We start from the raw sequence: 18721 nt of genomic DNA on the forward strand, positions 1-18721 counted from the left end.
CATCACCGAAGTCGCCGCCAGCACAGCCGTGACCTCAAGCGCTGTCACCGCGGGGCCGTCCCGTCGGCCTGTCCCCCCGCCGGTATCCGCGCGTAGCGCGCCGGGTCAGATGAGCCCCTGGCGGAGCGCGTACGCCACCGCGTGGGAGCGGTTGCGGAGGTTGAGCCGCGTCATCACCGCGTGCAGCACGTTCTTGATGGTGCGCTCGGAGTAGGCGAGCTTGAGCGCGATGTCGGCGGTGTCGTACCCCTCGGCGACCAGCCGCAGCACCTCGATCTCACGCGCGGAGAGTCCGGTGAAGTTGAGGCCGCGCGGGCCGAGCACCTCGCCCTGGAGGCGGCCGACCTGCGCGAGGAGGGTACCCAGCAGGTCGGGAGGTACGTGCCCCTCGCCCTTGGCCACGGCCGCGATGACCTGGACCAGGCGTTCGGGGGTGGCCTCGGTGCGCCGGATGACGCCGACGAAGCCGCATTCGGCGGCGCTGACCAGTTGTTGTTCGTCGATGTGGGTGGTGACCAGCACGCCGCGCGCCGTGCCGGTGCGTTGGATCTGTCGCAGCAGGCTCAGTACCTCGTCGTCGATGAGGTCCACGACCACGATGACCACCTGCGCGGCCTCGACGTCGTCCGCGTCGACCACGCGGACCTCCGGTCTGGTGCGGAGTTGGCTGGCCACGCCCGCCTGCGAGACGGGGTCCTGTGCTCGAAGGTCCACCAGGATGCGCTCCGCTGCCATCGGATGCATATCGCTCTTCCCGCCCCCATATCTGCCATGGACCTGACACGAACGGAAACCTGCGCCATCACTCAGGTCTGTTTCTGTGCCACCCCTCAGATGTGCCGCTCCTTCCCTCGCGCGATCCGTTCCTCACACGGGAAGGGAGCGATGGCTCAGAGCGAACCCGGTTCTGCCCGAAAGTGTTCCTGCTCGGCCACTCCTGTCCTGTGAAGCACGCCGTACCGTCCGGGCATGAGTGTTTCGGCCAGCTTGGACGACACGCCCGTCTCCGTTCAGCCCGGCGGCGAGGCCGATCTCCCCGTACAGGTACGCAACGCGGGAACCACCGTCGAGGAGTTCCGGTTCGAGGTGGTCGGGCCTTGTGCCGCCTGGGTCACAGTAGAACCCGCGGCGCTGTCTCTCTACCCCGGCGCGTCGGGGACCGCGACGTTGCGACTGCGTCCGCCACGCGCTCCACGGATCACGGCCGGCTCGCTGCCGCTCGGCCTGCGGGTCATTCCGACCAACGACACCGAGCACACCCTGGTGCCCGAACGGACCATCACGGTACTGCCGTTCTCCGAGATCGCCACGGAGTTGGTGCCCCGGGCCTCGCACAGCGCCTGGCGGGGTCGACACAAGCTGGCCGTGGACAACCTGGGCAACACGCGGCTGGCCCTGGACCTGGGTGTCCAGGAGGGCACCGGGCGGGCGAAGGTCACCTTCGAGCCGGCGGGGCTGACGGTCCCCCCGGGCCAGGCGAAGTTCGCGCGGGTCGCGGTACGGCCGGCGCACCGGCTGTGGCGCGGGGCCCCGGTCACCCACCCGTTCCAGGTGGTGGTGACGCCCCGGGGGGCGGAGGGTGGGGACTCGGCGCCGGCGCACGAGCCGGTGGTGGTGGACGGCTCGTACGAACAGCAACCCATCCTGCCCCACTGGTTACCTCGCGCGCTGATCGTCGCGGCGCTGCTGGTGGGTGTGTTGGCCGGGCTGTGGTACTCGCTGCTGCGGCCCACCGTGCGGTCGGCGGCCCGGGAGGCCATCACGCCGGAGGCGGTCCAGTCGGCCGTCGCCGAGGACGACGGGAAGGGCGAGCGCGACCCGGGGGACCGACAGCCGGGACAGGGCGGCGACACGGCCGGCGGCAGCGGTACGAACGGGGGCGGCGCCAGCGGCGACCAGACGGGCGACGGCGCCGCGAACGACGGCACCGGTGGCGAGGAGCGCCAGAACGGCGGCCGAAGCGGGGGCGCCAACCAGGGGAGCACGGCCGGCGACGGGAGCGGCAGGCCCGGCGAGCCGGGCGGCCCGGCGGCGCCGAAGAGCGCCCGCGTGCAGGTCCGCGACGCCGTGGGCGGTTCCTCCACGACGCGGGACGCGTACACGGTGCCGACCGGCAAGACCTTCGCGCTGACCGACATCGTGGTGCAGAACCCACAGGGTGACGCCGGCACCCTGACCGTCTCCAGCCAGGACGGGCAGATCCTCAACCTGGCGCTGGAGAACTTCCGCGACTCCGACTACCACTACGTCACCCCCATCCAGGTGCCCGCCAGGAGCAGGGTCAGCATCTCGGTGAGCTGTCGCGAGGTGGGCAAGCCGGTCAAGGCGCCCCGGCCGACACAGTGCTCGGCGTCCCTGTTCCTGGGTGGCACCCTGACCGCCGACGCGCCCGCCGGCGACTGACGCGTGCCGGAGGCCGCGCCGCCGCCACGTCCAGCAGATCTGACGCGACGTCATATCGCCTGTGGCGGTGGTGACTTGGTCAGGGCGTCTACGCCACGTCCTCGTGGGCGAACTCGCCGGGCATGGCGCCGTGGGTGGCGCAGTGCTCGCCCCGGCTCATCACGTCGCTTGAGGTGGTGATGATGGTGTTCAGCCGGTCGCGGGTGCTCACCAGGCTGGCGATCTGCTGGTCGATGCGGTCGCGCTCGCTCGTGAGGCGGTCGAGCAGCAGGGGGGTCACCTCGCCCGTCACCACGCATGGCAGCAGTTCCAGGATCGTCGTGCTGGACAGGCCGGCCGCGTAGAGCTGTTGGATCATCTCGACGCGGCCGACCGCGGCTTCGGGGTACTGTCGCTGCCCACCGGAGCCCCGGTCCGCGGGCAACAGGCGCTGCTCCTCGTAGTAGCGCAGGGCGCGCACGCTCACGCCGGTCCGGTTCGCCAGTTCACCGATGCGCATGGGCTCCCGCGCCTCCTCGTGGTCTCGCTCACAACACTTGACTCTGACGTCAACGTCAGGTTCTAGCGTAGCCCACGACCGGTCAGCGAGGCCGTGACAGCGAGGGGAGACCAGTGATGACCAGCTTGTTCGAGGGGTACCAGCTGGGTGGGCGCGCGCTGCCCAACCGGGTGGTGATGGCTCCGATGACCCGTGGGCGGGCCACGGTCGAGGGGTTGCCGACCGCGTCGACGGCGACGTACTACGCCCAGCGGGCCAGCGCCGGGCTCATCGTCAGCGAGGGCGTCCAGCCGAGCCTTCAGGGGCAGTCGAACCCGTACACACCGGGGCTGCACACCGACGAACAGGTCGCCGCCTGGCGGCCGGTGACCGACGCCGTGCACGCGAACGGTGGGCGGATCTTCGCCCAGCTCATGCACGCCGGGCGGGTCGGGCACGAGGCGGTCGCCGGCTTCCGCCCGGTGGCGCCGTCGGCGGTGCGGCTGGAGGCCGAGCTGTTCACCGGGCCGCGCGGCAGGCTGCCCGCTCCCGTCCCGCGCGCGCTGGCGACCGGCGAGGTGGCGGGCGAGGTGGCGGCGTTCGCGGACGCGGCGCGGCGCGCGGTGGCCGCCGGCTTCGACGGCGTCGAGCTGCACGGCGCCAACGGCTACCTGATCCAGCAGTTCCTGTCCACCAACGTCAACCAACGCACGGACGCCTACGGCGGCTCCGTCGCCGGTCGCATCCGCTTCCCGGTCGAGGTCGCCGAGGCCGTCGCGGACGCCGTCGGCGCGGACCGGGTCGGTATCCGCCTCTACCCCGCCGGCACGATCTGGGACATCGTCGAGAGCGAGGTCCCCGCGCTGTACACGGCGCTCTACCGGGAGCTCGCGCGGATCGGCGTCAGCTACGTGCACACCCTGCACGCGGGGGACGAGGGGCTCGCGGCGACGCTGCGCAAGGCGTGGCCGAACGCGTACGTCATGAACCCGTCACCGGGCATCGTGGGCCCGCAGACCGACCGCGCGCGGGGCGAGTACTGGCTGGCCCAGGGCATGGACCTGATCAGCTACGGCCGCGCGTTCATCGGCAACCCGGACCTGGTGGAGCGCCTGCGGCTGGGCGCGCCGCTGCGCGAGGCCGACACCGCGACGTACTACCAGGGCGGTGACCGCGGGTACCTGGACTACGCGGGCCTGCGGCACTGAGGGCGCGGGGCCACTCCCCGGCGCGGCGCCGGGCGGGCGCTACTCGGGCGGCGTCTCCTCCTCCTCTTCCTCGGGCTTGGCCGCCGCGCGCTGCACGAACGCGCCCTGTACGTCCGCGGGTTCCTCGTCCTCGCCCTCGTCCTCGGCGCGCTGCACCGTCGGGGCCAGCGTGGGCCGCGCCGGGGCCGGGGCCGGCGGCGTGGCGGCCTCGGTGGTGGGTGCCGGGGTCGCGGGCGGTTGGGCCATGACGCGCTCGGCGTTCGCGGCGGCCTCCCGCTCGAAGCGGTCCCCCGGGTCGCTGACCCGGATGCCGCCGGGCGCCTCGGCGCCGTCGACGGGCCCGGAGCGCTGCTGGAGGACGTGCGTGAGCTCGTGGGCCAGCGTGGTGCGGCCCTGGTGGGAGGACGGGTCGTAGGCGTCGCGCTGGAAGACGACGTGGGTGCCGACGGTGTACGCGTGGGCGCCGACCTCGGTGGCCGAGTCGTGCGCCGCGCCGTCGGTGTGCACGCGGACGTCGGAGAAGTCGGCGCCGAGCCGGGCCTCCATGTCCGTGCGCGTCTCCGGATCCAGGGACCGGCCACCGCCGGAGGACACCACGTCGTGCACCGACGAGCGTGGTCGCTCCGCCGACTCCGGTGGTTCGTCGTGCGCGTCGCGCTGGACCAGGGCGCGTACGGCGCTGTTGCCGACGGCGCGTTGCAGGGTCGCCATGCCCGAGCGGCCGACGACGTCGGTGCGACCGGCGACGGCGGCCCGCAGCACGTGCGGGGTGCGGCTTCGCTCGCGGGCCTCGGCCGTCGTCTCACCGGTGGCCGGGGCGTGGTGGTCGTGTGCGTGGTCGCTGTCGTGCTCGTGTTCGCGCATCCGTGGCTCCCTCGGGGCGTCCCCCGCCCGACGTGCTGTCCCCGCCAACCCTGGGCGCCGGCCCCGCTCCCCGTCCAGGACCGCCCCCGGCCGGGGCCGGGCAGCGCTGACTGCACCTTCGGGCAGCGGCGGGCGCTCCGGCGCGGTGGGCGACGACCGGGCGCGCCCGCGCGGGCGGTGCGGGTCCCGGCGCGCGGCTTCCCGTACGACGCCCCGTCGACGAGGCGGGTTCGCCCACCCGCAGGGCTCGTCCGTACGGCGGGTGGGTCCCGGCGCGCGGCGGGCGGGTGGCATCATCCGGGGCGACCCCATCGACGACAGGGAGGCCAGCGGTGCAGCACGTTCCCTACCTACGGTTCCAGGGCACGAAGCGCAACGAACGCGGGGCCTTTCCCGGTGTCTTCGTGCTGGTCAACGGTCTGGCGCGGGAGGGCAGGCTGACCGTGGAGCAGGAGCGGTTCCGGCGGGCGGCGAACGACTGGTACGACGCCGCGTACACCAACCCCTCACACGTCGATCCGTCCGTCTACGACCGCGAACGGCATCCGACGGCGGTGGCGTGGTTCAAGGGCTCGGCCCGGCACCTCATCGAGCGCGTGGACGGCTATCTGGAGATCCTGACGGCGCACGGCGTCGACTGGGTGCGGCTCAGCTCGGCCGATCCCGGGCGCGTGCTCTACGAGGACGCGGTGCAGATCGTGGTCGTGCCGCACGCGTAGGCGCCGGTGGAGCGGGGGCCTGGGCCGCGCCCCTGGTACGGCCCAGGCCCGACGCGTCCCGAGCCGCCGTGCCCTTGGGGTCGCGGCGGCTCGGGACGGGCTCAGCCCTGGTAGCCAGCGAGGATCTTGGAGAACTCCCACTGCTTCTGGCTGATGCCGCTGCACGAACCGCCGTCGCCGCCACCGGCGCACGCCCGGTCCCGGTTCACGGCCCAGAAGCTGACCCGGGCCAGGTGGTGCTGCTTGGCGTAGTTGACCATCTCCTGGAAGCCCGCCGGGGTGACGACCTCACCCTGGACGTCGGTCTTGCCGTTCATCGAGGAGAAGCCGACCTTGCGGTAGGCGGCCTCGCTGGAGAGCTTGTACTCGGTGGCCACGAGGTTCTTCAGGCCGTCCACGGCGGACTTGGTGGCGGCGACCATGTCCGTGGCGCCGGCTCCGAAGTCGAACGGCATGACCGTCCAACCGTCCACGTCCAGGCCGGCCTTGGCGCCCTTGCGCACCAGGTCCTTGCCCGGCGCGATCGGCCCGCTGGGCGCGGTGCCGAAGGTGACGTACACCTTCAGGCCCCGGTTCCTGTCCTTGAGGATCTTCAGGGCGTCGACGACCCGCTGCCGGACCGGCTCGCTCTCGACCTCGGTCGACTCGATGTCGATGTCGATCGAGTCCAGCTTGTAGGCGTCGATCACCTTCTGGTACGCGCCGGCGAGGTCGGCGGCGGTCCGACACGCCTCGCCCAGCTTGTTGCCGCTCCAGCCGCCGACGGAGGGCGTGATGGAGCCGCCCGCCGCCTGGACGGCCTTGATCGTCTGGGCGTCGCGCCCGCCGGCCAGCGGTCGCTGCCCGTCCCAGGCCGGCTCGCAGCCGCCCTTGGCGAGGATGAAGGCCATGGTGAGCTGGGTGTTCCCGGTGGCCTTGAGGAAGTCCGTCGCGTTCGGCGGGTTGCCCCAACCGAGGTAGAGGTAGGGCCCGTTGAGGCCGCTGACGGCGGCGCTGCCCGCGGGCTTCGCGGGCTGGTGCTGCGCCGACTCCTGGGGTGTTGCCTGCGCGGTGGCCGTCATGACTCCGGCGGCGGTCAGCGCCACGGCGAACCCGAGTGCGAGACGGCGACGCGGTGCGAGGTGGGGGTGCACGGCACGCTCCAATCACGTGAGGGGATGTGGCGTGGCGCACGCTAGCCGCCTGTCATGGTCCAGACAATAGAAACGTTAGGAAAGTTTCCTGTTGGCTGGAGTTCGCCCACCCGCCCCCGCCCCGCATAGCGGAACCGATCACCAACTCCCCTGGTCACGGCCCAGATCGCGACGCACTCGGGCCGTCGCCCACCGGCCGCGCGGCACATCGGCCGACCCACCGGCGCCCTTGCGGCCCAGGTGATCACCGGCGAACCGTGCCCCCGCACAGGCCGGGACTCCTCGCACGCCGCCACCCCGCACACCACCCTTCGCGCGCCCCGAACCGCCGCCCGGCCGCCGCCCGTCGCGCGACCTGCGGCACGCCCCCACGCGGTACGAGCGCACGCGGCACGCCCCCGCGCGGGACCGCACGCGGTACGGGCGCACACCGCACCCGCCGCCCCGTCCGCCGCTCCCACGGTCGCCCGAACGCGGCTACCCGCGCGCCGGGAGCGGCCTCGCGCCGTTCGGGCGCGGCGGGCCGGCCGGGGTCAGGGAGGTGGTGGGGGCCGGCGCGGTGGTCGGGAACGCGGCGGGGAGGGCGGGGCCAGCCGACCGCGCCGGGTCGGGAGTCGGTACGTCCAGCGCCGTGACCTCGGCCAGCCAACGCTGGGCGGCCCGCACGGGGCCGGGCCCGGCCGGCAACAGGGGCAGGCGCACGTCCGGCGTCGGGATGCGTCCCTGGGCGGCCAACACCCCCTTGACGACCGTGGGGTTGGGCTCGACGAACACGGCGGCCGACAGCCCGGCCAGGGCGTGCCCCACCGTCCGGGCACGCTCGACGTGGCCGGCGCGCCAGGCGGCGACGAGCTCGGCGAAGTGCCCGGGGGCCAGTTGGGCCGAGGCGAGGATGCCGCCCGTGGCGCCGATGGCCAGCAGCGGGGCCGCGAAGACGTCGTCGCCCGCCAGGACCGCGCGCCCGGGCGGCAGGTCGCCGAGCAGGGCGACGGCCTCCGCGTCCACGCCGCCCGTCGCGTACTTGATGCCGGCCACGCCCGGCAGCCGCAGCAGCGCGCACAGCGTCGCGGAGGTCAGCGCCTGCCCGGTGCGGTAGGGAATGTGGTAGATGACCAGCGGTACGGGGCTGCTGGCGGCCAGTTCCGTGAAGTGCGCCAGCACGCCCGCGTCCGAGGGCCGCGAGAAGTAGGGCACCGGGACCAGGGCGGCGGTGATCTGCGGCCAGGCGGCGAGTTCGGCCAGCGCCGTCACGCTGCCCCGGGTGTCGTTGGACCCCGCGCCCACGATCAGGGGGGCCGCGTGCTGGCGACAGACGCGGGCGCAGGTGTCGATGACGGTTCGCCGTTCCGCCACGTCCAGGGTCGCGGGCTCCCCCGTCGTGCCGAGCGCGACGATGCCCGTCGCGCCGCCGTCCAGGACGGCGTGGGCGAGCCCTTCCAGGGCGTCGACGGCGATGCTTCCGTCGGCGGCGAAAGGCGTGATCAGCGGCGTGTAGAGCCCGTTCAGGGGCAGGTGCGTCGTCATGCGGACGAGCCTGCCGCAGGCCGAAGATGCAGGTCTAGTTCGGTTTTCTGGCATCGAGCGTAAGCTGAGCTGATGCTTGATGTCCGCCGTCTGCGTCTGCTGCGCGAGCTGGCCCTGCGCGGGACGATCGCCGCCGTCGCCGAGGCCCTGGCGTTCACCCCCTCGGCCGTCTCCCAGCAGCTGAGCGCCCTGGAGCGGGAGGCGGGGGTTCCGCTCCTTGAGCGCACCGGGCGCCGGGTCACCCTCACCCCGGCCGGCCGGCGCCTGGTGCCGCACGCGGAGGCGGTGCTCGAACGCCTGGAGCTGGCGGCGGCCGAACTGGTCGACGCCCGCCAGGGGCTGGCCGGCCCGCTGCGGATCGGCACCTTCCCCACGGCGGCCCGGGCCATCCTGCCGGCCGCGCTGGTGGCGCTGGCCACCCGGCATCCACGGCTGGAGCCGATGCTCTCCGAGGTCGATCCGGCGGCGGTCGCGGACGCGCTGCGGGCCGGGGAGCTGGACGTGGCGCTGGTGCACGACTACGACTTCGTACCCTCCCTGACGGAGCCGGGCCTGGCCACCGAGCCGCTGTGCGCCGAGGCGATGTACCTGGCCTGGATCACCACGGACGGCACGCCGGACGTACGCGGTACGGACGGGGCGCCGGCCCGGGGCGGCGCCCCGGCCACCGCCGCGAGCGGCGCGGGCCCCGTGCCGGCCGCGCGGGCCGGCGACGCCGTGTCGACCACGGTCGACTCCCCCGTCGCATCCGGCGTGTCGGCCACCACCGCGACGCGCCCACCGACCACCGCACCGGCCACGTCAGCGCCACGAGGCGGCGCGCGGCAGGGCTCCGTGCCGAGTGGCGTGCGCCCCGGCACGCCCTCGCACATCCACGCGCCCTCGGGCCTCGCCGTGCTTCCGGGGTCCGTCGCGCCGGTGGGCGGGGACGCCGTGGGGCCAGGGCTCGCGCACTGGCGGGACGCGACCTGGATCACGGCCACGCCGGGCACGCTGTGCCACACCATGACGATGCGGGCCTGCCAGGCGGCCGGCTTCGCGCCCCGGGTGCGACACCAGGTGGACGAGTTCGCGACGGTGTTGGCCCTGGTGGCGGCGGGGCAGGGGGTGGCGCTGGTGCCCCAGCTCGGGCTGGTGAACCCGCCCCCGCAGGTGGCGCTGACGCCGATGGCGATGAGCCGCCGCACCAAGATCGCCTTCCGTAGCGGCGCCGGCCGACACCCCGCCGTGGCGGCCGTGGCGGCGGCGCTGCGCGCGGTGGTCGCGGACGACGCGCTGGGGGACGGCGGAGGCGTCAGCGGCCCCGTGGTGACCGACGGCACCGGCCGCCCGGGGCGGGCTTGACTTCAAGCTCGCTTGAAGTTGCACGCTGGCTGCCATGAACACCACGCCGCTCGACACCCCGCCCGCCAGCCTCGACTACACCGACATCCCCCGCCTGATGAGCCTGATGACCGGGGACGAGAAGCACAGCGCCGCCGCCACGTCCACGCTGGACGCGCTGTGGGTGCTCTACGACCGCGTCCTGCGGGTCTCCCCGAGCCAGGTCGACGCGCCCGACCGGGACCGGTTCCTGCTCTCCAAGGGGCACGGGCCGATGGCGTACTACGCGGTGCTGGCCGTCAAGGGCTTCCTCCCGGTCCCGTCGCTGTCCACCTTCGGCGCGTACGACTCGCCGCTGGGCCACCATCCGGACCGGACACTCGTCCCCGGTGTCGAGATCGCCAGCGGGTCGCTCGGCCACGGACTGCCGATGGCCGTGGGCGCGGCGCTCGGGCTGCGGGCCCAGGGGCTGACCGACTCCCGCGTCTGGGTCCTGATCGGGGACGCCGAACTGGACGAGGGCAGCAACCACGAGGCCATCGCGTACGCGGGCGCGGCCGGCCTGGACCGGTTGCACACCCTGGTCATCGACAACGCCTCGGCCACGCACGGCTGGCCGGGCGGCATCGCCTCCCGCTTCGAGGCCGCGGGCTGGTCGGCCACCACCGTGGACGGGCGTGACCACGAGGCGCTGCACGCCGCCTACACCGTCGCGCACCCGGGTCGCCCGCACGCGGTGGTCGCCCGCGTCGAACCCAAGTAGCCGCTCCCCAGCGGCGACGGCGCCGCACCCCACAGCCCGCACCCGGCCCGCCTCGGCCGCCGGGCGCGGCCCCCTCGGCACCGCACACCCCTGATCGGAAGGACCCCTCCCATGGACACCATGCGTGAGCGCTTCACCGCCGTCACCACCCGCCTGCTCGACGAGGACCCCCGGCTGGCGGTCGTGCTGGCCGAGATCAGCGCGGACCGGTTCACGGACGCCGCCCGCGCCCACCCCGACCGGGTGATCAACGTGGGCATCCGCGAGCAGTTGCTGATCGGCACCGGGGGTGGGCTGGCTCTGACCGGGATGCGCCCGATCATGCACAGCTTCGCCAGCTTCCTGGTGGAACGCCCCTTCGAGCAGATCAAGTTGGACTTCGGGCATCAGGAGACGGGCGGCGTGCTGGTCAGCGCCGCCGGCTCGTACGACTGGCCGGCCGGCGGGTTCACCCACATGGCACCGGGTGACATCGCCCTGCTGGACACGCTGGACGGCTGGACCATCCACGTACCGGGCCACCCCGACGAGGCCGAGACCCTGCTGCGGCACGCGGCGGCCGCCGGCGACGACCGGGTCTACCTGCGGCTCTCCGAGCACGCCAACACGGCCCCGCGTCCGGTGGACGGCAGCGGCCTGTTCACCGTGCGCCGGGGACGGCGCGGGGTGGTGGTGGCCGTCGGTCCGATGCTGGACAACGTGCTCGCCGCCGTCGAGGGCCTGGACGTGACGGTGCTGTACGCGACGACGGTGCGGCCCCTGGAGGCCGCCACGCTGCGGGCGGCCGTCGGCGCCACCGACACGACCGACGTGGTCCTGGTCGAGCCCTACCTGGCGGGTACGTCGTCGGCCACGGCGGGCCGGGCCCTGATCGACGTTCCGCACCGGGTCCTCGGGCTCGGCGTGGGCCGCCGTGAGCTGCGCCGGTACGGGACCGTCGAGGAGCACCTGGCGGGCCAGGGCCTGGACCCGGGCAGCCTGCGCGCCCGTATCACCGGCTTCCTCACGACGTGAGCGCCACCGGACGCGGTGCCAGGTGAGCCCGCCGACGCGGTGGGACGGGCGGCGTGGCGAGGCGAATGGCGCGCGGGGGGGGCGGTGTCGGGGGGCGCGGTGTCGGGGGCGGCGGGGGCTGCCCGGCGTGTCGGCGGGCCGGCGAACGGGTGCCCCGGCGAGGCAGCGAGCGCGTGGCAGGCAGGCGGTGAGTGGTGGGCGGGGCCGGGGGGCCGTTCGGGGTGGGGGCACGCCGGGCGCGCGCGGGGGCACACTCGCGCGTGACGGGCGCGTGACGGGCTGATGACGGATCACGCGTGGCACGGCACCGTGCGGCGGGCCCAACGGCCCCCGTACGGCGGGCGGGTGACGGCCCGGGCCTGCGATGACGGTGTCGCGGAGTGAAATACGAACCCGCGCCGGGGTGTTGACCTCCCGACCGTCGCCCGTGTCACGATCTAGCACCCCCGGTCTCCGCTCCCACCCCGCGCCACCCCCGTGTCTCAGGAGGATCGTTGGACACCACCGCCCCAACCACGACCCCGCACGGCCCCACCGACGCCCCCGGCGCCACCCCCACCACGGACGCCGCGCCATCGGACGCCGCCGCCCTCACCACTCCGACCGCACCGCCCCCAGCCGAACCGGCCGGGCCGACCCTCCCGGAGCCGGCCGCGCCGGCCGCCGGCGACCCGGCCGCCCCGCGCTCGCCGCTGTCGCGGCGGACCTTCCTGCAGGCCGCGGCGGGCACCGTCGCCGTGGCGGGCGGGGCCGTCGGCCTGGTGCCCGAACCGGCCGCGGCGGCCACGCCGCGCGGCGCCACGCTGTCCCTCACCGCCGCGACGAACGGGTCCGCGACCCTGGCCCCGGGCGGCGACCGACTCGTGGCCGAGGTGCAGAACATCCTGTGGTCCATCCCCCGCGCGGGCGGCAAGGCCACCGCGCTGACCACGCCCGACCTCGAACCCACCCGCCCGGTGTTCTCACCCGACGGGAAGACGCTGGCCGTCTGTGCCTACCGGGGCGGTGGGTTCCACCTGTGGACGCTGCGCCCCGACGGCACCGGCCTGCGCCAGCTCACCGACGGGCCGTGGGACGACCGTGGCCCGGCGTGGTCCCCGGACGGCACCCGGATCGCGTTCGCCTCCGAGCGCGACGGCGACCCCGTCCAGGGCAGCCCGTATCGCGTGTGGGTGCTCGACGTGCGGACACGCCAACTGACCCGACTCACCGGCCTGCCGGGCCAGGACGGGCCCCACCAGGACGGCGCGTGGGAGGACTTCGACCCGGTGTGGTCGCCCGACGGCACGCGGGTGTTCTTCGTCCGCGCCAGACTCGCGGGCGCCGCGCTCGACGCCCGCACCATCGCCTCGGTACCCGCCGACGGCACCGGCCCGGTCACCGTCGAGCACACCGACACCAGCACAGCGCAGGTGATGACGCCGACGCTCGCACCCCAGGGCACCCTCGCCTATCTGCGGACCACCCCCGCGCCCGCCGCCTCCTGCGTGCTCGTCGTGGACGGCCACCCGGTGGACCTGGGCGGCGACGTGCTGCCGGTGCCGCCGCGCTGGGTCTCCCGCGAGGAGCTGCTGCTCACGGTGGACGGCCAGTTCCAGCTCGTACGCCCGGCGCGGGTCGCCGCCGACGACGCCGACAGCGACGGCGCCGGGGGTCGGGCGGGGGCGGCGGAGGTCATCGCGTTCACGGCCACGCTGCCCGTCCAGCGGCCCCGCTACCGGGTCAAGCGCTACGACTTCGACGGCGCCGGCGTACGCCCGGTGCGCGGCGTGCATCTGCCCGCGCTCTCACCGGACGGGCGGCGGGTGGCCTTCGCCGCGCTGGACTCGCTGTGGGTGGCCGACATCGAGGGCGGCCGACCCCCGCGCCGCGTCGTCCGCACCGACCCCACCCGCTATCTGCTGGCCCCGACCTGGACGCGGGACGGGAGCGCCCTGGTCTACGCCGACGACCGGGACGGGTTGTTCGCGGTGCGCCGGCGCGAGCTGGGCTCCGGCCGGGAGACGGTGTTGGCCTCCGGTGGCCGGGTGCAGCCGGCGCTGTCGCCCGACGGCAAGCGGCTGGCCAGTATCGACATGTCGGGGAACCTGGTGGTACGGGACCTGGCGGCGGGCACGGACCGGGTGGTGGCGGCGCCGCTGGGCGCGGGCGGCCTGCCCGGCCGGCCGAGCTGGTCGCCCGACGGCCGCTACCTCGCCTGGTGCGACCGCAACCGGCTCAACCAGCGCTTCCGCGAGGGCTACAACCTCGTCCGCGTGGTCGACACCGACAGCGGCCGGGTGCGGCTGCACGCCATCGCGCCCCATGTGTCCATCGCCGACCGGTACGACTCGGGCCCGGTCTGGTCCCCCGACGGCCGGTCGATGGCCGTGGTCACCGAGTCCGCGCTGTGGTCGCTGCCGGTCCGGCCGGACGGCACGCCCGACGGCGACCCGCGCCAGCTCACCGAGGAGAACGCGGACCACCCCTCCTGGTCCGGGGACTCGCGCACGCTGCTCTACCTCTCGTCGGGCAAACTGCGACTGATCTCCGCCAAGGGCGGTACGCCACGCACCGTGCGCCTGCCACTGGACTACCGGCGCCGCCGGCCCGAGGACCTGGTGGTGCACGCGGGTCAGGTGTGGGACGGCACCGGCGAGCGACCGCGCGAGGACGTGGACCTGCTGGTACGCGGCGGGCGGATCACCGGCATCGAGCCGCACCGCGCCGGCCGGGCCGCCGCCCGGCGGGTGGACGCCTCCGCGCACACCGTCATCCCGGGCCTGTGGGACGCGCACACCCACCCCTGGCACGTGACCTACGGCGGCCGGCAGCCCGCCTCGCAACTCGCGTACGGCATCACCACCGCCGTCTCCTTCGGCGGCTTCGCCTACGAGCAGCTGCGCGTCCGCGAGGCGGTCGCGGCCGGGGTGCTCGCCGGGCCGCGCCTGTTGGCCACCGGCGAGCTGCTGGACGGCGCGCGCGTGGCGTACAGCATGGGCCGCGCGCACCGCACCCCCGCCGGGCTGCGCCGTTCGCTGGCCCGGGCCGAGGCGCTGGACTGGGACTTCGTCAAGACGTACGTCCGCGCGCCGGGCTGGATCATGGCCGAGGCGGCCCGCTTCGCGCACGAGCGGCTCGGGGTGCGCTCGGGCGGCCACCTGTGCACGCCCGGCGTGCAGCTCGGACAGGACCTGACGACGCATCTCCAGGCCACCCAGCGGCTGGAGTTCGGGCACGCCACGTCGGCCACCGGGCACGCCTACCAGGACCTGCGGGAGATCTACACCGCCAGCGGCGACTTCCACCTGGTGGCCACGCCGTTCACCTCCTCGCCGCTGGTGGGCGCCGATCCGGCGCTGGCCGAGGACGAGCGGGTGACGCGGCTGATGCCGCCGTGGGACACCGCCGCGGTGCGTGAGCTGGCGGCGAAGCCGCCGACGCAGGCGCAGCTCACGGCGTTGCGTACGGAGATCGACGTGTACCGGCGGGTGCTCGCCGAGGGCGGGCTCGTGGCCCTGGGCACCGACGCGCCGCTGGTGCCGGTGGGGCTCGGGCTGCACATGGGGCTGCGCGCGCTGCACCAGGGCGGGTTGACACCGGCTCAGGCGCTGCGTACCGCGACGTCGCTGGCCGCCCGGGTCTTCGGCGCCGAGCGCGATCTGGGCACGCTGGAGCCGGGCAAGCTCGCGGATCTGGCGGTGGTGGACGGCGACCCGTTCACGGACTTCGACTCGCTGGTCCGAGTGGTGTCGGTGCTACGGGGCGGCACCCGGTACACCACGCGCGACCTGGTCGAGGCGTTCCCCTCGGGCGACGCGCTGCCCTCGCGCCCCGCCACGGCGCCAGGCCACCGGCACGCGGCCGGGGCCGGGGCGCACGCCGGAGCCGACGCCGCCCACGGCAGCTGGCTGGAGGTCGGGCAGTGGTTGCGTCGGGACTCCTGCTGCGAGGGCGGCGAGGGCTGATCGGGTGACCCGCGCGTGTCCCCGGCCGCCGGCGCGGCCCGCCCGCCGCGCCGTGGTCGGGGACCCGCGCGGCGGGCCGGGCGAACCGGGCGACCGGGCCTTTGACCTCGGCGTACGGGGTGCGCCTGGCCGAAGCGGGTGGGTCCCGCGCGGGGGTGGCGCGGCTCCGTGCGCCGCCCCCGCACGCACCGGCGGTCCACCGATCCGCCACCTTGTCGCCACCGGGGCGTGGTAAGGAGCCATGATTGAGTCCGGCAGCCCCGTGAGGAGAAGGATGAGCCACTCCGAAGCGACTCCGCGCCCCTACTACGAGGACGTCTCGCCCGGCCACGGCGTCCTGCCACCCCGGGCCCACTCCCCCGCCTCCGACGCCAGGCGCCTGGATCTCGGCGGGACCTGGCGCTTCCGCCTCTCTCCCGGGGCGACGACCCGGGGCACGGAGTTCGCCCGACCGGACTACGACGCCTCCGGCTGGCAGGAGCTGCCCGTGCCCTCGCACTGGGGGCTGCACACGGGCCGTCAGGCGGGGCCCAGCACGCCCCCCGTCTACACCAACACCGGCTACCCCTTCCCGGTGGACCCGCCCCGGGTGCCCGCCGAGGACAACCCCACCGGCGACCACCGCCTGGTCTTCGACCTGCCGGCCGACTGGCCCCGGGCGGGCGGGGCCGTGCTGCGTTTCGAGGGCGTGGAGTCCTTCGCCCGCGTCTGGCTCAACGGCCGGGAGCTGGGCACCTTCCAGGGCAGCCGGCTGCCGCACGAGTTCGCCGTGGGCGCGCCGACCACCACGGGCGGGGCCGACGCCGCCGAGCGGGCCGAGGCCGGTCCGGGGTTGCGGGACCGGGGCAACGTGCTGGCCGTGCGGGTCCACCAGTGGTCGGCGGGCAGCTATCTGGAGGACCAGGACCAGTGGTGGCTGCCGGGCATCTTCCGCGAGGTGACGCTGGAGCACCGGCCGCCGGCCAGCGTCGGCGACCACTTCGTGCACGCCGCCTACGACCACCGCCAGGGGCGGGGCACGCTGCGCGTGGACAGCACGCCCGCCGGCCGGGTCACCGTGCCCGAGCTGGGCCTGGACCTGGCCACCGGGCAGAGTGCGAGCGTCCCCGTCGAGCCGTGGTCGGCGGAGGCGCCCCGGTTGTACGCGGGCGAGCTGGTCACCGACGGGGAGCGGGTGCCGCTGCGGATCGGCTTTCGCACCGTCGCGGTCGAGGACGGGCTGTTGAAGGTCAACGGGCAGCGGGTGCTGTTCCGTGGCGTGAACCGGCACGAGTTCCACCCGGAGACCGGCCGCACGCTCGACCGGGAGACGATGCGGCGCGACGTGCTCCTGATGAAGCGCCACAACATCAACGCCGTGCGGACCAGTCACTACCCGCCCCACCCCGCCTTCCTCGACCTGTGCGACGAGCTGGGCCTGTGGGTGGTGGACGAGTGCGACCTGGAGACACACGGCTTCCACGCCGTGGGCTGGCGCCGCAACCCCGTGGACGACGAGCGCTGGACGCCCGCGCTCCTTGACCGCGCGGCGCGCACGGTGGAGCGGGACAAGAACCATCCGGCGGTCATCATGTGGTCGCTGGGCAACGAGTGCGGCACGGGCGCCGGCCTGTCCGCGATGGCCGCCGCCGTCCGCGAGCGCGACCCGGACCGCCCACTGCACTACGAGGGCGACCCGACCTGCGCGGACACCGACGTCTACTCCCGGATGTACGCCCCGCACGCGGAGGTCGAGGCGATCGGGCGGCGCGCCGAACCGGCCCTCGCGGACCCCGCGCTGGACGCGCGTCGCCGGTCGCTGCCGTTCATCCTGTGCGAGTACGCGCACGCGATGGGCAACGGGCCGGGCGGGCTCAGCGAGTACCAGCGGCTGTTCGAGCGGTACGAGCGCTGCCAGGGCGGCTTCGTCTGGGAGTGGATCGACCACGGCATCGCCCGCCGCGCCCCCGACGGCACCCCCTACTTCGCGTACGGCGGTGACTTCGGCGAGGAGTTGCACGACGGCAACTTCGTCTGCGACGGCCTGCTCTTCCCCGACCGCACCCCCTCGCCCGGGCTGGTCGAGTACAAGAAGGTGATCGAGCCCGTCCGGATCGAGCCCGTGGACGGCCCGTACGCGGGCGACGCGGCGGCGGGGCCGGCCTCCGGCGTCCGGATCAGCAACCTGCACGACGTCGTGGACCTGGCCCACCTGGTCTTCCGCTGGTCGTACGAGGTGGCGGGCGAAGCCGTGGCGCGGGGCGAACTCGCCGTGCCGCCGTTGGCTCCCGGCGAGTCGGCCGACGTGAAGTTGCCACTGGTGGAGCGCCCGGCGGAGCCGACCGGGGAGGCGGTGTGGACGGTGCGCGCCGAGTTGGCCGCCGACACCCCCTGGGCCGCGGCCGGCCACGAGGTGGCCTGGGGGCAGTGGTTGGCGGACGCGGCCGGCGCGGCGGTGCCACCCGCCAAGGCCGCACGGCCGGGTGCCGTCGCCTCGCCCCGGCCCGGCGACGACGGGCGCACCCTCGTCCTGGGGCCCGGAGTCTTCGACGCGGCGACCGGCGCGCTGCGCGTCCTGGGTGGCCAGCCGGTGGTGGGCCCGCGGCTGGATGTCTGGCGGGCGCCGACCGACAACGACGAGGGCGCCCCCTGGCAGCCCGACACCCGCTACGGAACGGTGTGGCGGCGGGCCGGGCTGCACCGGATGCGGCACCGCACCGACCGGGTCCGGGCCGAGGAGGGGGCGCTGACGGTCGAGTCGCGGGTGGCGCCCGCCGCCACCGACCGGGCGCTGTCCGTCGTCTACCACTGGACCGCCACCGGGGCCCGGCTGCGGCTGAGCGTCAGTGTGATCCCCGAGGGCGACTGGGACTTCCCGCTGCCGCGCCTGGGCGTACGCCTCGGGGTGAGCGCGGGCCTGGGTGAGGTTGAGTGGTACGGCGGCGGGCCGGGCGAGGCGTACCCGGACACCGGGGCCGCCTCGCGGCTGGGCCGGTACGCCCGGTCGGTGGACGCCCTGCAGACGCCGTACGTGCGGCCCCAGGAGAACGGGGCGCGGGCCGACGTGCGCTGGGCCCGGCTGCGCGGGGCGGACGGCGGGTGGCTGCGAGTGGCTGGGGAGCCACCGTTCTGGTTCACCGCGCGCCGCTGGACCAGCGAGGAGTTGGACGCGGCGACGCACACCCCCGACCTGGTGCCCGGCGACCGGATCTGGCTGAACCTGGACCACCGCCAGCACGGCATCGGCACCCAGTCTTGCGGCCCCGGCGTGCTCCCCGCGCACCGACTCGACGCCGGCCCGGCGACGTTCTCCCTCACCTTCGCGGCCGGCGGCCCCACGTCCCCGCCCACGTAGCGGCGGGCCCC

The 18721-nt window shown here is 74.9% G+C and carries 13 protein-coding genes; 8 read left to right on the top strand and 5 right to left on the bottom strand.

Annotated elements, in window-relative coordinates; translation table 11 throughout:
- Positions 1 to 105 precede the first annotated feature (105 nt).
- The gene (locus ACFVFR_RS04935) at positions 106 to 735 is read right to left on the bottom strand and encodes a LuxR C-terminal-related transcriptional regulator (RefSeq protein WP_383698403.1); all 630 of its coding nucleotides are present in this window, start codon (positions 733 to 735) and stop codon (positions 106 to 108) included.
- 234 nt (positions 736 to 969) lie between these two features.
- On the opposite strand from ACFVFR_RS04935, the gene ACFVFR_RS04940 reads away from it, so the two are divergent.
- Positions 970 to 2403: a hypothetical protein gene (locus tag ACFVFR_RS04940; RefSeq protein ID WP_383698182.1), complete on the top strand. Its 1434-nt coding sequence runs from the start codon at positions 970 to 972 to the stop codon at positions 2401 to 2403.
- 88 nt (positions 2404 to 2491) lie between these two features.
- On the opposite strand, the gene ACFVFR_RS04945 is transcribed toward ACFVFR_RS04940, so the two are convergent.
- A complete protein-coding gene (locus tag ACFVFR_RS04945) occupies positions 2492 to 2902 on the bottom strand; it encodes a MerR family transcriptional regulator (RefSeq protein WP_383698184.1) in 411 nt (136 codons plus the stop codon).
- Between the two features lie 116 nt (positions 2903 to 3018).
- Between ACFVFR_RS04945 and ACFVFR_RS04950 the strand changes: the two genes are divergently transcribed.
- Positions 3019 to 4089, top strand: coding sequence for an alkene reductase (locus tag ACFVFR_RS04950; RefSeq protein ID WP_383698186.1), 1071 nt, complete (start codon positions 3019 to 3021; stop codon positions 4087 to 4089).
- A gap of 39 nt (positions 4090 to 4128) precedes the next feature.
- On the opposite strand, the gene ACFVFR_RS04955 is transcribed toward ACFVFR_RS04950, so the two are convergent.
- Complete coding sequence (locus tag ACFVFR_RS04955; RefSeq protein ID WP_383698188.1) at positions 4129 to 4953, bottom strand: DUF4157 domain-containing protein; 825 nt, start codon at positions 4951 to 4953, stop codon at positions 4129 to 4131.
- 332 nt (positions 4954 to 5285) lie between these two features.
- Between ACFVFR_RS04955 and ACFVFR_RS04960 the strand changes: the two genes are divergently transcribed.
- The gene (locus ACFVFR_RS04960) at positions 5286 to 5672 is read left to right on the top strand and encodes a hypothetical protein (protein ID WP_383698190.1); all 387 of its coding nucleotides are present in this window, start codon (positions 5286 to 5288) and stop codon (positions 5670 to 5672) included.
- A 101-nt stretch (positions 5673 to 5773) separates the two neighbouring features.
- Here ACFVFR_RS04960 and ACFVFR_RS04965 read toward each other — a convergent pair whose 3' ends face one another.
- Together ACFVFR_RS04965 and ACFVFR_RS04970 are read right to left on the bottom strand one after the other, a co-directional pair.
- Positions 5774 to 6805 (bottom strand): chitinase, encoded by a 1032-nt coding sequence (locus ACFVFR_RS04965; RefSeq protein ID WP_383698192.1) that lies wholly within the window; start codon positions 6803 to 6805, stop codon positions 5774 to 5776.
- A gap of 477 nt (positions 6806 to 7282) precedes the next feature.
- On the bottom strand, positions 7283 to 8329 hold the full coding sequence (locus tag ACFVFR_RS04970) for a 4-hydroxy-tetrahydrodipicolinate synthase family protein (protein ID WP_383698193.1): 1047 nt from the start codon (positions 8327 to 8329) through the stop codon (positions 7283 to 7285).
- Between the two features lie 72 nt (positions 8330 to 8401).
- Between ACFVFR_RS04970 and ACFVFR_RS04975 the strand changes: the two genes are divergently transcribed.
- The 5 genes from ACFVFR_RS04975 (at position 8402) to ACFVFR_RS04995 (ending at position 18710) form a co-directional block, all read left to right on the top strand.
- Positions 8402 to 9673: a LysR family transcriptional regulator gene (locus ACFVFR_RS04975; protein WP_383698195.1), complete on the top strand. Its 1272-nt coding sequence runs from the start codon at positions 8402 to 8404 to the stop codon at positions 9671 to 9673.
- 34 nt (positions 9674 to 9707) lie between these two features.
- Positions 9708 to 10415: a transketolase gene (locus ACFVFR_RS04980; RefSeq protein WP_383698197.1), complete on the top strand. Its 708-nt coding sequence runs from the start codon at positions 9708 to 9710 to the stop codon at positions 10413 to 10415.
- 111 nt (positions 10416 to 10526) lie between these two features.
- Positions 10527 to 11429 carry a transketolase gene (locus ACFVFR_RS04985; RefSeq protein ID WP_383698199.1) on the top strand — a complete coding sequence of 301 codons (903 nt, stop codon included), beginning with the start codon at positions 10527 to 10529 and terminating at the stop codon, positions 11427 to 11429.
- Positions 11430 to 12121: 692 nt separating this feature from the next.
- Complete coding sequence (locus tag ACFVFR_RS04990) at positions 12122 to 15376, top strand: amidohydrolase family protein (protein WP_383698404.1); 3255 nt, start codon at positions 12122 to 12124, stop codon at positions 15374 to 15376.
- Between the two features lie 274 nt (positions 15377 to 15650).
- Complete coding sequence (locus ACFVFR_RS04995) at positions 15651 to 18710, top strand: glycoside hydrolase family 2 TIM barrel-domain containing protein (RefSeq protein WP_383698201.1); 3060 nt, start codon at positions 15651 to 15653, stop codon at positions 18708 to 18710.
- The last annotated feature ends 11 nt before the right edge of the window (positions 18711 to 18721 follow it).

Origin of the sequence: Streptomyces sp. NPDC057702 (assembly GCF_042799315.1) — a bacterium.
Taxonomy (GTDB): domain Bacteria; phylum Actinomycetota; class Actinomycetes; order Streptomycetales; family Streptomycetaceae; genus Streptomyces.

Bases quoted from the DNA above. Each gene is read 5' to 3' on its own strand.
- ACFVFR_RS04945 (WP_383698184.1), bottom strand. From the start codon at position 2,902: ATGCGCATCGGTGAACTGGCGAACCGGACCGGCGTGAGCGTGCGCGCC.
- ACFVFR_RS04935 (WP_383698403.1), bottom strand. From the start codon at position 735: ATGGCAGCGGAGCGCATCCTGGTGGACCTTCGAGCACAGGACCCCGTC.
- ACFVFR_RS04995 (WP_383698201.1), top strand. From the start codon at position 15,651: ATGAGCCACTCCGAAGCGACTCCGCGCCCCTACTACGAGGACGTCTCG.
- ACFVFR_RS04970 (WP_383698193.1), bottom strand. From the start codon at position 8,329: ATGACGACGCACCTGCCCCTGAACGGGCTCTACACGCCGCTGATCACG.
- ACFVFR_RS04975 (WP_383698195.1), top strand. From the start codon at position 8,402: ATGCTTGATGTCCGCCGTCTGCGTCTGCTGCGCGAGCTGGCCCTGCGC.
- ACFVFR_RS04950 (WP_383698186.1), top strand. From the start codon at position 3,019: ATGACCAGCTTGTTCGAGGGGTACCAGCTGGGTGGGCGCGCGCTGCCC.
- ACFVFR_RS04980 (WP_383698197.1), top strand. From the start codon at position 9,708: ATGAACACCACGCCGCTCGACACCCCGCCCGCCAGCCTCGACTACACC.
- ACFVFR_RS04955 (WP_383698188.1), bottom strand. From the start codon at position 4,953: ATGCGCGAACACGAGCACGACAGCGACCACGCACACGACCACCACGCC.
- ACFVFR_RS04940 (WP_383698182.1), top strand. From the start codon at position 970: ATGAGTGTTTCGGCCAGCTTGGACGACACGCCCGTCTCCGTTCAGCCC.
- ACFVFR_RS04985 (WP_383698199.1), top strand. From the start codon at position 10,527: ATGGACACCATGCGTGAGCGCTTCACCGCCGTCACCACCCGCCTGCTC.